The following is an 11412-nucleotide window of genomic DNA, read 5'->3' on the forward strand; positions in this document are numbered from 1 at the left end:
GGACTCGTACTGGAAGCGGACGGCGATGCGGTTGCCGTCGAAGGCCCAGAGGTCCTTGCGCAGGGCGTACTCCTGCTCGCGGGCCCACTTCGCCGCGTCCGCGGTGTCGGCGAGCCCGTCGAGGTGCAGGCCCCGGGTGAGCGCGGCCGGTACGGCGGCGGTGGCCACGGCGGCGAGCAGCGGTCCCGCGTTCAGGAACAGCAGCAGCCCGCCGAGCGCGGCGGCGCACAGGCCGACGACCAGCCCGGCCACGGGGGCGCACAGCATCCCGCCGCGCGCGGCCTCGCGGTCCCAGCGGGTCACCTTGACGGGGAGCACGGTCAGGGTGCCGAAGGCGAAGCGGAGGCTGTCGGTGAGCGGGGTCTTGGACACCGGCGCAGGTTACCCGGGGGGCCGGACGACCGGCGCGGCGGCTTCGCGCGGAAGTGGTGGCTCCCCGTGATGACGTGGATAAAGTTCGTATATGGGTCATTGGCTGCAGCGGAACATCATCGAGCCGGGCAAGCTGCCGCTGCTCCTCGCACTCGCCTCGTTCATCGTGACCTTCGTGGTCACGCGGGTCATCGTCCGGCTGATCCGCGCGGGCAAGGGCCCGTTCGGCAACGTCAAGGCGGGCGGACTGCACATCCATCACGTGGTGCCCGGAGTGGTCCTGACCGTGATCGGCGGCTTCGGCGCGGTGGCCAGCGGGCGGCACGGCTTCGGCTCGGCCGTGTGCGCCGTGCTGTTCGGGATGGGCGCGGGCCTGGTGCTCGACGAGTTCGCGCTGATCCTGCACCTCGACGACGTGTACTGGACCGAGGAGGGCCGCAAGAGCGTCGAGGTCGTGGCCGTCACGGCGGCCCTGGTCGGCCTGGTCCTCAGCGGCTTCCTGCCGTTCGGGGTCAACGACCTCAGCAGCGAGGAACTCCAGAACCGCAGCGGGGCGATCGCGACCATCGTGGCGAACTTCGGCTTCGCGCTGATCGCCCTCAGCAAGGGCAAGGGACGCACCGCGATCTTCGGGGCGGTCGTCCCGGTCGTCGCCGTGGTCGGCGCCATCCGGCTGGCCCGCCCCAGCTCCCCGTGGGCGAGACGCTTCTACGGGCGGCGGCCGCGCGCCCGCGCCCGGTCGATCCTGCGCGCCTACCACCACGACCGCCGCTGGGCCGGCCCCCGCCGCGTCCTTCAGGACTGGATCGGCGGCAAGCCCGACCCCGAACCCGCCCGCTCCCTGCCCGGCCGCCGGTGACGCAGCGCGGAGAGCGCGCACACCACCAGGACGGCGGCGATCGCGGCCAGATGCTCCTTGCCCGCCAGGTTCTCCTTCACCGCGACCTCGATCACCATGGCCGCGATCACCAGCCCGGCCGTGCCGTACGCCCGATAGCGCCACGCCACGAACACGGCGAGACCGACCACGGCCGCCGACGGACCGGTGTCGACGACCTGCGCGTCCGAGGCGGGCAGCCCCAGCAGGTTGCCGGTGCCCAAGGCGATGCCCACGCGCGCGTAGAGCGTGCCGGCCAGCGTGGCGACATAGGCGAGGACCAGCGTGCGCCACCAGCCGAGGCAGACCTCGGCGATCCCGAACACCAGCAGGACCTGCACCAGCGCACCCCACACCGGGAGGTCCAGAGCCGGTACGAACAAGGAGAGCGGGGTGCGCAGCAGGGCGAGCCGCAGCGGCTCCTCCGCCCGCACGGACCCGATGTTCTGCACGAACTGAAAGCCCCAGGACTGGTTCTGCACGAACTGGAACGCCGCCGTCAGGCAGACGGCCCCGAGCGTCATCGGAATCGCCCGCCAGTGCCTGGCGACGAGGGCCGCCCGTACGGTGACGTACAGCAGCCCCCATTCGGCCCGGGCCCAGCGGGCGAGCGTGTTCATCTGTGGGACTCCAGATGCTTGCGGTGCAGCCACTTCGGCAGGCCCGGCGCCTCCAGGAAACCCTCCGCGCGCGCGGACGCGAGGCCGATGCGCAACAGGTCGCTGCTCTTCTCGAAGAGGAGGAATCGGGGCTCCCAGATAGGCCGGTACTTGGCGTTGGCGCGGTACAGCGACTCGATCTGCCACCAGCGGGAGAAGAAGCTGAGCAGGGACCGCCACAGCCTCAGCACGGGTCCCGCGCCAAGGCGTGCGCCACGTTCGAAGACCGACCGGAACATGGCGAAGTTGAGCGAGACCTGAGTGATTCCGATCTCCTGGGCGCGGCGCAGGAGCTCGATGACCATGAACTCCATGAGCCCGTTCTCGGAGTCCCGGTCGCGGCGCATGAGGTCGAGGGAGAGGCCGCTGGGCCCCCACGGCACGAAGGACAGCAGCGCCCGCAGGTCACCGTTCCCGTCGGTGCACTCCAGCATCACGCACTGGCCGTCACCCGGGTCGCCCAGCCGCCCCAGCGCCATGCTGAACCCGCGCTCGGTCGCCCCGTCCCGCCAGTCGTCGGCGCGCCGCAGAAGGTTCGTCATCTCGTCGTCCGGGATGTCCTCGTGGCGCCGGATGCGTACCTCGTAGCCGGCGCGCTTGACCCGGTTGTACGCCTGCCGGACCGTGCGCATGGCCCGGCCCTCGATGGTGAACTCGGCCGTCTCCACAAGGGCTTCGTCGCCCAGTTCGAGAGCGTCGAGGCCATGGCGGGCGTAGATCGTGCCCGCCTCCTCGCTCGCGCCCATCACCGCCGGGATCCAGCCGTGCACGCGCGCCTCGGCGAGCCAGGGCTCGATGGCACCGGGCCAGGCCTCCGGGTCGCCGATGGGGTCGCCACTGGCCAGCGAGACCCCGCCGACGACGCGGTAGGCGACCGCCGCCTTGCCGGTCGGCGACCACACCACGCTCTTCTCGCGGCGCAGCGCGAAGTAGCCGAGCGAGTCGCGGTCACCGTTCTTGTCCAGCAGCGCCCGCAGAGCCCGCTCGTCCTCCTCGGTGAGTGGGTCGACGGCGCGCCGGGAGCGGAAGGCCGCGTAGAAGACGGCCAGCACGAGCAGGGTGCTGAGCACGTTGATGGTGACGTTGACCCAGTTGGGCGAGGTGATGCCGGGGAAGTGGGAGTCGTCGGCGGCGACGGAGATCAGCCGCAGGGTGCCGTAGCGCCACCGGTCCAGGAACGTCGAACGGTGCGCGTCGTGCGCGGTGTTGGTGACGGTCACCAGGAGCGCGGCGAGCAGTGAGGTGACCAGCAGACCGCCGACCCCGACGGCCGCGGCGAGCCTCGGGTTGGAGCGGTCGCCCTTCGCGTAGAACTCCCGGCGGCCGAACACCAGCGACGCCACGAACGCCGCGGTCAGGACCAGCGAGATCCAGTTCTGCGCGTACTGGCGGATCTCGGGAAACGCCATCGCGACGGCGAACAGCAGCAGGAACAGCCCGCTGATCACGAAGTTCAGGATCCAGGCGGCCCGCTTTCTGCGCCGCATGGTGATGGCCAGGAACATCGCGAACACACCGGACGCGAAGCCCGCGGTCAGCAGGTACGGCGTGAAGAAGTTCTCGGTGTTGTGGCGGCGCAGGTCCTGCCCGAGAGACACCCACGCGGCACTCAGAAAGTTGATGAACGTGACGGCGCGCAGATACCAGACGGCGAAGGCGGCGGATCTGCGTGACGTGGCCGTGGACCGGCGCTCCCCGTCGCCCCTGGGGGCCGGGGCCCGTTCCTGCGCTGCGGCAATTCGGGCATCTCCCATGAGGGGTGATGATATGGGGCGCTGTGGTGCAGGCGAGGGATCACTGGGGCGGGTGATTCGGCCTGCCCCTTGTGAGGGAGGGGGCAGGCAAAGTTCCGCCGTCGCGGCGCGAAGTGGGAGAACGGGGTCCGGGGGAGCCGGACCGGCCGCGCCCCATGCGCCGTCAGCTGCCGCGTCCGGTGCGCCGTCCGCTCCGGCTACTCAGTGGCGGACGCGGCGCCGGGTGCCTCTTCGGCCGCCTCTCCGAGCGGCTCCTCGGACACCGCTTCGGACACGTCTTCGGAGGGCTTCTCCGATGCCTGGTCGGCTACGGCGGGCAGCTCCGGAAGCTCCGCCGCCAGCGCGGCCGCCGCCTGGACGAGCGGAAGGGCCAGCAGTGCGCCCGCGCCCTCGCCGACCGTCACCCCGTGGTCGAGCAGCGGCTCGATCGCCATCCGGTCCAGCGCCTTCGCCTGCCCCGGCTCACCGCTGTTGTGCCCGGCCAGCCACCAGTCCGGCGCCCGGAACGCGATCCGCTGCCCGACCAGGGCGCAGGCGGACGCGACCACCCCGTCCAGGACGACCGGCAGCCGGCGCACCGCGCTCTGCAGCAGGAAACCCGTCATCGCCGCGATGTCGGCCCCGCCGACCGCCGCCAACAACTGCAACTGGTCCCCGAGGACCGGCCGCGCCCGGCGCAGCGCGTCCCGCACGGCGGCGCACTTGCGCATCCACGCGAGGTCGTCGATCGGCCGGCCGCCGCGCCCGGTGACGACCGACGCGTCCGTGCCGCACAGCGCCGCGATCAGCACGCCGGCGACCGTGGTCCCGCCGACGCTCACATCGCCGAGGACCACCAGATCCGTACCGGAGTCGGCCTCCTCGTCCGCGATCGCGACGCCCGCCAGGAACGCCGCCTCGGCCTCCTCCGCGGTGAGCGCGTCCTCGATGTCGATACGGCCCGAACCGCGCCGCACCCGATGCCGGACGACGTCCGCGGGCAGTGCCTCCGGATCGCAGTCCAGCGCCATGTCCACCACGCGCACCGGCACACCGAGCCGCCGGGCGAGCACGGCCGCCGGGCTCGCGCCCTCCAGGACCGCCCGCACCAACTGTTCCGCGCTGCCCGCCGGGTGCGCCGACACACCCAGTTCGGCGACTCCGTGGTCGCCGGCGAACAGCACCACACGCGGCTGCGCGATCGGCCGCACCGGCACCGCCGACTGCGCCGCCGACAGCCACTCACCCAGTTCGTCGAGGCGGCCCAGCGAGCCGGGCGGCACGATCCGGCGCTCCAGGCGCGCCTCGGCATCGCGGCGCACTCCGCCGTCGGGGCGCTCGATCAGATCGGTGAAGTCGTCGAGATTAAGCGAGCTCATTCGCCGAACAGTACCGGCAGCGATCGAACACGGCTGCGCCACGTCGTTGCGCCCACGATCGCCATCCCATACGTACGGTTTGTATCGGATTGTCTTATGGCCCGCAGCCGGTCACCGTCGCCCCTCCCACCGCCCTTCCCGCCGCCCCCGCCCCAGTCGTCCCCAGGAGCGCCCATGCCCCCCACCCCGCAGACGACCGCCGAGCGGCGCGCCGCCTACCTGAGCGAACTCGCCCAGGGCACCGACCACTTCCACGAACCGCGCCGCGAGGACTGCCCCTGGTGCGGTTCCAAGCGGCTGCGCACCCGGCTGCGCACGCAGGATCTGCTGCAGCGCAAACCCGGCACCTTCGTCGTCGACGAGTGCCGCGACTGCGCGCACGCCTTCCAGAACCCCCGGCTCACCCCGGAAGGACTGGCCTTCTACGACCGCGACCTGCACCACGAGAGCCACGACCCGCTCGCCGAGCGCATCCTCGGATCCCGCGGCAACCTGCGCCGCCACCGCGCCGCCGCCCGCGCCATGCTGGCCTACCCCGAACCCGAGAGCTGGCTCGACGTCGGCACCGGGCACGGGCACTTCCCCGAAGCCGCCAGGGAAGTGCACGCGTACACCGCCTTCGACGGACTCGACTCCACCCGCCGCGTCGAGCAGGCCCGCGCCGCCGGACGGATCGAGGAGGCCCACCACGGCCGGCTCACCGACCCCGAGATCGCCGAACGCCTGCGCGCCCGCTACGACGTCGTCAGCATGTTCCACCACCTGGAGCACACCCCCGACCCGCGCGAGGAACTGCGCGCCGCGCTCGCCGCGCTGCGCCCCGGCGGACATCTGCTCGTCGAAGTCCCCGACCCCGACTGCGCGTTCGGCGCGCTGCTCGGCAAGTGGTGGGTGTCCTACCGCCAGCCCCGGCACCTCCACCTCATGCCGCTGCCCAACCTGCTCGGCGAACTGGAGTCGCTCGGCTGCGAGGTCGTCGTCGCGGACCGGCGCGCGGCACACATCCCGTACGACCTCGCCGGCGCCCTCGCCCTGGCGCTCGGCCGCGTCCTCCCCGCCGCCGACTCCCCGTGGCGACCCGTACCGCCCACCGTGCTCCAGCAGCGGCTGCGTACGGGCCTGACGCGGGCGTCCGCCCCACTCCTCGCCTCGGCGGCCGCGCTGGACCACGCGCTCGCCCCACTCCTGAGACGCACCCGGTTCTCCAACGCGTACCGCATCATCGCGCGACGCTGACACCCCGCGCAGTCACCCCCGCAGCGCCACCGCCTGACCCGCCACCACCAGCAGCACCTGCTCGCACTCCGCCCCGAACGCCGCGTTCAGCCGCCCCAGCTCGTCCCGGTAGCGGCGCCCGGAGGCCGTCGCCGGGACGATGCCGGAGCCGACCTCGTTGGAGACGGCGACCACCGTGCGGCGGGTGCCCCGGACGGCGGCGGTCAGTTCGGTGACCCTGGCCCGCAGCGCTCGCTCGCCGCCGCCCGCCCACTCGTCGTCGTCCCAGGCGTTCACGCCGTCCATGGCGTCGGTCAGCCACAGGGACAGGCAGTCGATGAGCAGGGGGGCGCCGTCGTCCTTGCCGTCGTCCCCGAGGAGGGGGACGAGGTCGCAGGTCTCCACGGTGCGCCAGGAGCCGGGCCGGCGTTCACGATGGATGCTGACGCGTGAGGCCCACTCGGTGTCACCACCGCGGGAGCCGCCGGTCGCCACGTACAGGACGTCGGGGAAGGACTCCAGCCGCCGTTCCGCCTCCACGGACTTGCCGGAGCGGGCCCCGCCCAGGACGAGGGTGCGGCGCGGCACGTCCGGTACGTCCTCGTAGACGCCGACGGTCAGGGTCGAGCCGTCCGGGACCGCGCGTGCCCCGGCCGCGGCGAGCCGGCGGCGCAGTTCGGGCCCGGGCGGCACGTCGTGGTCGAGGTGCACCGCGATCACGTCGGTCGCCGGTCCGATCGCGCCGACCGCACGCAGCCGGGCGAGCGCGTCCGGGCGCCCGACGACATCCGCGACCACCATGTCGTACGGCGCGTCGCCGTTCACGTCGAGTCCGGCCGGAGCCGCGCCCGGGGGAAGGTAGAGCAGGCGCAGGCCGTCCGGGCTCGTCACCGCGTACCCCGTGCCGGGCGCGTCCATCGGCACCGCCCGCACCCGGTGCCCGGTGAGCAGCGCCAACTCCCTGCCGTCCGGCACCCGCCCGGGCTGCGGCAGCCCGGCCGGAACCTCGACCGCGGGTCCGTCGTGCGGATGCGAGAGCAGCACCTGCCGTACGCCGCCGAGCGAGTGCCCGGCGCGGGCGGCGGCGAACGCGGCCCCGGGGGTGAGGTCGAGCAGCAGGGTGCCGTCGACGAGGAGAGCGGTCGCCGCCCGCGCGTCCTCGCCGAGCGCGGTCGCGCAGGCCGCGCAGGGACAGTCGGGGCGGGGCAGGCCCTCGGGGGCGCCGGTGCCGAGCAGAGTCAGTTCCACGGGGTTGATTTTCGCGCGTCGCCGCAGGTGTTGCGCGTCCGACTAGGCTTCGGAGGGGAGCCGGATCTTGTCCGGCTTCCGCTCTGCAGTGTGCTCACACCTTGGAGGCGTACATGGCGGCATGGACGTGGCGGTTCGAGAAGTCCGACGGGACGGAGGTTGAGCCCGCGGTCGTGCCCGAGGAGTTCACCACGCAGGGGGACGCCGAGTCGTGGATCGGTGAGATCTGGAAGGACCTCGTCGAAGGGGGCGCGGACCAGGTCTTCCTGTTCGAGGACAGCACAAAGATCTACGGACCGATGAGCCTGCACGCGGAGAACGCGACGAGCGACGACGCCGCGGGCGACGCGGAGAGCGTCGAGAACGCCTAGGGCCCCGGGGCTGCCGGAGCCCGTGCTTCCGGCAGCCCGCCGCCCTGTCCGCGTCTTCCTGGTCCGGGTACGCGTAAACAAGGGTCGCCCGCAGCTCGTCCTCGTTGTTGGCGGTCGTCACCTTGAACGTCTTCTCGTCGCCGACCACATGGGCGTTGGTGACGATGTGCCCCTGGTCGTCGTACACGACCCCCGACCCCAGATCGCTGCTCGCCTGGATCTGGACCACCGACGGCAGGACGTCCCTGATGACCTTCGGACAGTCGCTCTGCAGGTCGGTGGCGGCCATCGGGACGGCTGCCTGCGCGGTCGTCGAGCCGTCCTTGGTGGACGAGGACGACGAGTGCGACGACGAGGACCCGGAACAGCCGGCGAGCAGGGCAGCCGAGCACACGAGGGCGGCGGCGGCCACACCGAGACGGTGGAGGGGCGCACGGGACATCTCCATGCCGGAAGTGTCCCTTTGCGGGCGTTGTGCGGCCCCCGGTGCACGCTCGAACAGGTGCCCTTGCCCGGACGCGGCAGCGCGTCAGCCCCGTACGCCGCACAGGTGCAGCAGTGCCGCCACCTGGCGGTACGGATCCGTACGGCCGGCCCGCTCCTCCGCGGCCAGCAGGTTCTCCGCGTCCGCGGGGACCGCCGCACCGTCGACCGCCGTGTCCGTGAAGACCCGCACCCCGTACCAGGCGTGCAGCGGCGCGCCGATCCCGGCGAGCGTGGCCGTCAGCGTCGACAGCCGGTCGGCGCGCACGGCGAGGCCGAGCCGGTTGACGTACGCGTCCGTGTCGAACGAGGCCAGCGCGTCCGCCCAGTCACCGGACAGACCCGGCCGCATGGCCAGTGCGTCCGCGTTGCGCACGAGGAGGGAGAGGAGGCCGCCGGGGGCCAGCATGCGGGCGAGACCGGCCAGCAACGCGTCCGGCTCCTCGACGTACATCAGTACGCCGTGGCACAGCACCACGTCGAAGCTGCCCGGCAGGAAGTGGACGCCCGTGTCGCGGCCGTCGCCCTCCACGAGCCGCACCCGCTCCCGGATGCCCTCCGGTTCGGCCGCGAGCGCCTCCCGGGCCGTCGCGATCATCGTCGCGTCCTGCTCGACACCGGTCACCTGATGCCCGGCCCGGGCCAGCCGCAGCGCCTGCGTGCCCTGGCCCATCCCGACGTCGAGCACGCGCAGCCGCTGCCCGACCGGGAAGCGTCCCGCTATCTGCTCGTCGAGCTGCCGGGCCACCAGCTCCTGCCGTACGACATCACGCAGTCCGCCCAGCTTGCTCAGCCAGGCATCCGCCGCGCCCCCGGAGAAAGAGGTGGTGCTCAGGGCCGCTCTCCGCGCTTGACCTGCGGCTTCGGCAGCCGGAGTCGACGCATCTGGAGCGTGCGCATCAGCGCATAGGCGACCGCGCCCTTCTTGGGCACGTCGGGGAAGCGCGTGTTGAGCTGCTTCTTCAGGCGGATCGCGATGCCGATCGAGTCGACCACGATCATCACGATCACGATCAGCCACAGCAGCAGCGCGATGTTCTGCAGCGAGCCCACCCGCACCATGCTCAGCACGAGGATGACCACGGCCAGCGGCAGGAAGAACTCGGCGACACAGAACCGCGAGTCGACATAGGCGCGGGCGAACTTGCGCACCGGGCCCTTGTCGCGGGCAGGCAGATAGCGCTCGTCACCGCTGGCCAGCGCCTGGCGCTGCCTCTCCAGCTGGGCGCGGCGCTCGTCGCGCTGGCGCTTGGCGCCCTCCTTGCGCGACGTCGGCGTGGTGGCGACACTGCGGCGCTGGGTCTGGGCCTCACTCCGCTTGGGTGTGGGGCGACCCTTGGGGGCCTGCGGGTCACGGGGCTGCTTGGAGTCGGTCACCTGCGCCTTGTCGGCGAGGGCCTTCTCTTCCTTGGCACGGCTTCGGAACACAAAACCCAAGGGTACGGGGTGCCGGGGCATGGACGTCGTTGGAGTGGGGAACGATCCGGCAACACCGTACGTCTGTAGGGGGACAGAGGGGACGTTGCGCACGGTTCCGGCCGGGCGGGCTCACGGCAGGTGCTCGGGAAGTGTTCCGATTTTCCCGGGGGACCCCGAGAACCACCTACTCCCTACGCCGGAGCGGGGTCGTACGCAGTCGTCCTTGGGGATGAGCGCATCCGTCCCCGAACAGTGCGGTAATGGATGCAGGGCCCGTACTGTGGGTTCTGTTGCAGTACCTGGAGCTGGAGTCCGTCAGAAGGGGGCGCGCGAAGCCCATGAGCGGTGTCATGAAGCGTATGGGGATGATCTTCCGCGCGAAGGCGAACAAGGCCCTTGACCGGGCCGAGGACCCGCGCGAAACCCTCGATTACTCGTACCAGAAACAACTGGAGCTGCTGCAGAAGGTGCGGCGGGGTGTCGCCGACGTGGCGACCTCGCGCAAGCGCCTTGAGCTGCAGCTGAACCAGCTGCAGGGACAGTCCTCCAAGCTGGAGGACCAGGGCCGCAAGGCGCTCGCCCTCGGCCGTGAGGACCTGGCGCGTGAGGCGTTGTCCCGGCGTGCCGCGCTCCAGCAGCAGGTGACCGACCTGGAGACGCAGCACCAGACCCTCCAGGGCGAGGAGGAGAAGCTCACCCTCGCGGCGCAGCGGCTGCAGGCCAAGGTGGACGCCTTCCGCACGAAGAAGGAGACCATCAAGGCCACGTACACCGCCGCCCAGGCGCAGACCCGGATCGCGGAGAGCTTCTCCGGCATCTCCGAGGAGATGGGCGACGTCGGGCTGGCGATCCAGCGGGCCGAGGACAAGACCGCGCAGCTCCAGGCGCGGGCCGGTGCGATCGACGAGCTGCTCGCCTCGGGTGCGCTCGACGACCAGTCCGGGCTGGCCAAGGACGACATCCAGAGCGAGCTGGACCGGCTCTCCGGTGGTACGGATGTAGAGCTGGAGCTGCAGCGCATGAAGGCCGAGCTGGCCGGTGGTCCTTCTTCGCAGCAGCAGGCGATCGAAGGCGGGCAAGGGCAGGGTCAGTCCCAGCCGCAGCCCCAGGACACTCCGCGCTTCGACAAGCAGTAGCCGACAGCAGTAGCCGACCTGTTTTCGACTCGGTCCCACGCCTTAGGAGGGCGACATGATCGTACGGATCATGGGGGAGGGGCAGTGGAAGCTGGACGACAGCGATGTCGCGGGGCTGAACAAGCTCGACGATGAGCTGCTCGCCGAAATGGAGAGCGGCGACGAGGACGGCTTCCGCCGCACCCTCGGCGCCCTCCTCGACGCGGTACGCCACCTCGGCGAGCCACTCGCCGACGAGGCCCTCCAGCCCTCCGGACTCATCCTCCCCGCGCCGGACGCGACCCTCGAAGAGGTTCGCGCCATGCTGAGCGACGACGGCTTGATCCCGGGCTGACTCTGGCGGGGGCGCCGTTCGCAGGGGGGTTCGTTGTGGGTCGGGTCCGTGCCGGTACGTCTGCTGGCGTGGGCGCCTTTCGCGGTGCGTTGTGGGTCGGGTCCGTGCCGGTACGTCTTGCCCGTCGCCGCGTGGGCGTACTGCCCGGGGGTCGAGCATGGCGGAGCTTGGCTGGGGGCCGGCTAC

General features: G+C 71.9%; 12 protein-coding genes and 1 pseudogene. 5 read left to right on the forward strand and 8 right to left on the reverse strand.

Translation table 11 applies throughout. The features are described from left to right. Positions 1-372: adenosylcobinamide-GDP ribazoletransferase (locus ABZS97_RS40980; protein ID WP_356147789.1), on the reverse strand; the 372-nt coding region annotated here is incomplete at its 3' end. 91 nt (positions 373-463) lie between these two features. Here ABZS97_RS40980 and ABZS97_RS40985 point away from each other — a divergent pair. Next, the gene (locus tag ABZS97_RS40985) at positions 464-1231 is read left to right on the forward strand and encodes a hypothetical protein (protein ID WP_356147792.1); all 768 of its coding nucleotides are present in this window, start codon (positions 464-466) and stop codon (positions 1229-1231) included. Here ABZS97_RS40985 and ABZS97_RS40990 read toward each other — a convergent pair. From ABZS97_RS40990 to cobT, 3 genes are all read right to left on the reverse strand, one after another. After that, positions 1168-1869: a hypothetical protein gene (locus tag ABZS97_RS40990; RefSeq protein WP_356147795.1), complete on the reverse strand. Its 702-nt coding sequence runs from the start codon at positions 1867-1869 to the stop codon at positions 1168-1170. The two genes, ABZS97_RS40985 and ABZS97_RS40990, sit on opposite strands and share 64 nt — an antisense overlap. Then, the gene (locus tag ABZS97_RS40995) at positions 1866-3662 is read right to left on the reverse strand and encodes a phosphatidylglycerol lysyltransferase domain-containing protein (RefSeq protein ID WP_356147798.1); all 1797 of its coding nucleotides are present in this window, start codon (positions 3660-3662) and stop codon (positions 1866-1868) included. Before ABZS97_RS40995 ends, ABZS97_RS40990 begins: the two co-directional genes overlap by 4 nt. A gap of 197 nt (positions 3663-3859) precedes the next feature. Next, positions 3860-5020: a nicotinate-nucleotide--dimethylbenzimidazole phosphoribosyltransferase gene (cobT, locus tag ABZS97_RS41000; protein ID WP_356147804.1), complete on the reverse strand. Its 1161-nt coding sequence runs from the start codon at positions 5018-5020 to the stop codon at positions 3860-3862. A 174-nt stretch (positions 5021-5194) separates the two neighbouring features. Here cobT and ABZS97_RS41005 point away from each other — a divergent pair, with 174 nt between their 5' ends. Then, complete coding sequence (locus ABZS97_RS41005) at positions 5195-6256, forward strand: class I SAM-dependent methyltransferase (protein WP_356147809.1); 1062 nt, start codon at positions 5195-5197, stop codon at positions 6254-6256. A 12-nt stretch (positions 6257-6268) separates the two neighbouring features. Here the strand turns inward: ABZS97_RS41005 and ABZS97_RS41010 are convergent, their stop codons facing one another. After that, the gene (locus tag ABZS97_RS41010; RefSeq protein WP_356147812.1) at positions 6269-7483 is read right to left on the reverse strand and encodes a bifunctional adenosylcobinamide kinase/adenosylcobinamide-phosphate guanylyltransferase; all 1215 of its coding nucleotides are present in this window, start codon (positions 7481-7483) and stop codon (positions 6269-6271) included. Positions 7484-7596: 113 nt separating this feature from the next. Between ABZS97_RS41010 and ABZS97_RS41015 the strand changes: the two genes are divergently transcribed. Beyond that, a complete protein-coding gene (locus ABZS97_RS41015) occupies positions 7597-7854 on the forward strand; it encodes a hypothetical protein (RefSeq protein ID WP_356147815.1) in 258 nt (85 codons plus the stop codon). Positions 7855-7903: 49 nt separating this feature from the next. Here the strand turns inward: ABZS97_RS41015 and ABZS97_RS41020 are convergent. The 3 genes and pseudogenes from ABZS97_RS41020 to ABZS97_RS41030 all read right to left on the reverse strand — a co-directional run. After that, positions 7904-8302 (reverse strand): annotated as a pseudogene (locus ABZS97_RS41020) (S1C family serine protease); the annotation flags it as partial. 81 nt (positions 8303-8383) lie between these two features. Further along, positions 8384-9085: a methyltransferase domain-containing protein gene (locus tag ABZS97_RS41025; RefSeq protein WP_356147818.1), complete on the reverse strand. Its 702-nt coding sequence runs from the start codon at positions 9083-9085 to the stop codon at positions 8384-8386. Between the two features lie 83 nt (positions 9086-9168). Further along, positions 9169-9795 carry a DUF3043 domain-containing protein gene (locus ABZS97_RS41030; protein ID WP_356147821.1) on the reverse strand — a complete coding sequence of 209 codons (627 nt, stop codon included), beginning with the start codon at positions 9793-9795 and terminating at the stop codon, positions 9169-9171. 299 nt (positions 9796-10094) lie between these two features. Here ABZS97_RS41030 and ABZS97_RS41035 point away from each other — a divergent pair, with 299 nt between their 5' ends. Together ABZS97_RS41035 and ABZS97_RS41040 are read left to right on the forward strand one after the other, a co-directional pair. Then, the gene (locus tag ABZS97_RS41035) at positions 10095-10892 is read left to right on the forward strand and encodes a PspA/IM30 family protein (RefSeq protein WP_356147824.1); all 798 of its coding nucleotides are present in this window, start codon (positions 10095-10097) and stop codon (positions 10890-10892) included. 55 nt (positions 10893-10947) lie between these two features. Continuing rightward, positions 10948-11226, forward strand: coding sequence for a hypothetical protein (locus ABZS97_RS41040; RefSeq protein ID WP_356147827.1), 279 nt, complete (start codon positions 10948-10950; stop codon positions 11224-11226). Positions 11227-11412: the final 186 nt, after the last annotated feature.

It is taken from the genome of Streptomyces sp. NPDC005485 (genome assembly GCF_040606085.1).
In the GTDB taxonomy this organism is placed as follows: domain Bacteria; phylum Actinomycetota; class Actinomycetes; order Streptomycetales; family Streptomycetaceae; genus Streptomyces.

Coding starts and splice junctions, on each gene's coding strand:
- ABZS97_RS40985 (WP_356147792.1), top strand. CDS start 464: ATGGGTCATTGGCTGCAGCGGAACATCATCGAGCCGGGCAAGCTGCCG.
- ABZS97_RS40990 (WP_356147795.1), bottom strand. CDS start 1,869: ATGAACACGCTCGCCCGCTGGGCCCGGGCCGAATGGGGGCTGCTGTAC.
- ABZS97_RS40995 (WP_356147798.1), bottom strand. CDS start 3,662: ATGGGAGATGCCCGAATTGCCGCAGCGCAGGAACGGGCCCCGGCCCCC.
- cobT (WP_356147804.1), bottom strand. CDS start 5,020: ATGAGCTCGCTTAATCTCGACGACTTCACCGATCTGATCGAGCGCCCC.
- ABZS97_RS41005 (WP_356147809.1), top strand. CDS start 5,195: ATGCCCCCCACCCCGCAGACGACCGCCGAGCGGCGCGCCGCCTACCTG.
- ABZS97_RS41015 (WP_356147815.1), top strand. CDS start 7,597: ATGGCGGCATGGACGTGGCGGTTCGAGAAGTCCGACGGGACGGAGGTT.
- ABZS97_RS41030 (WP_356147821.1), bottom strand. CDS start 9,795: ATGCCCCGGCACCCCGTACCCTTGGGTTTTGTGTTCCGAAGCCGTGCC.
- ABZS97_RS41035 (WP_356147824.1), top strand. CDS start 10,095: ATGAGCGGTGTCATGAAGCGTATGGGGATGATCTTCCGCGCGAAGGCG.
- ABZS97_RS41040 (WP_356147827.1), top strand. CDS start 10,948: ATGATCGTACGGATCATGGGGGAGGGGCAGTGGAAGCTGGACGACAGC.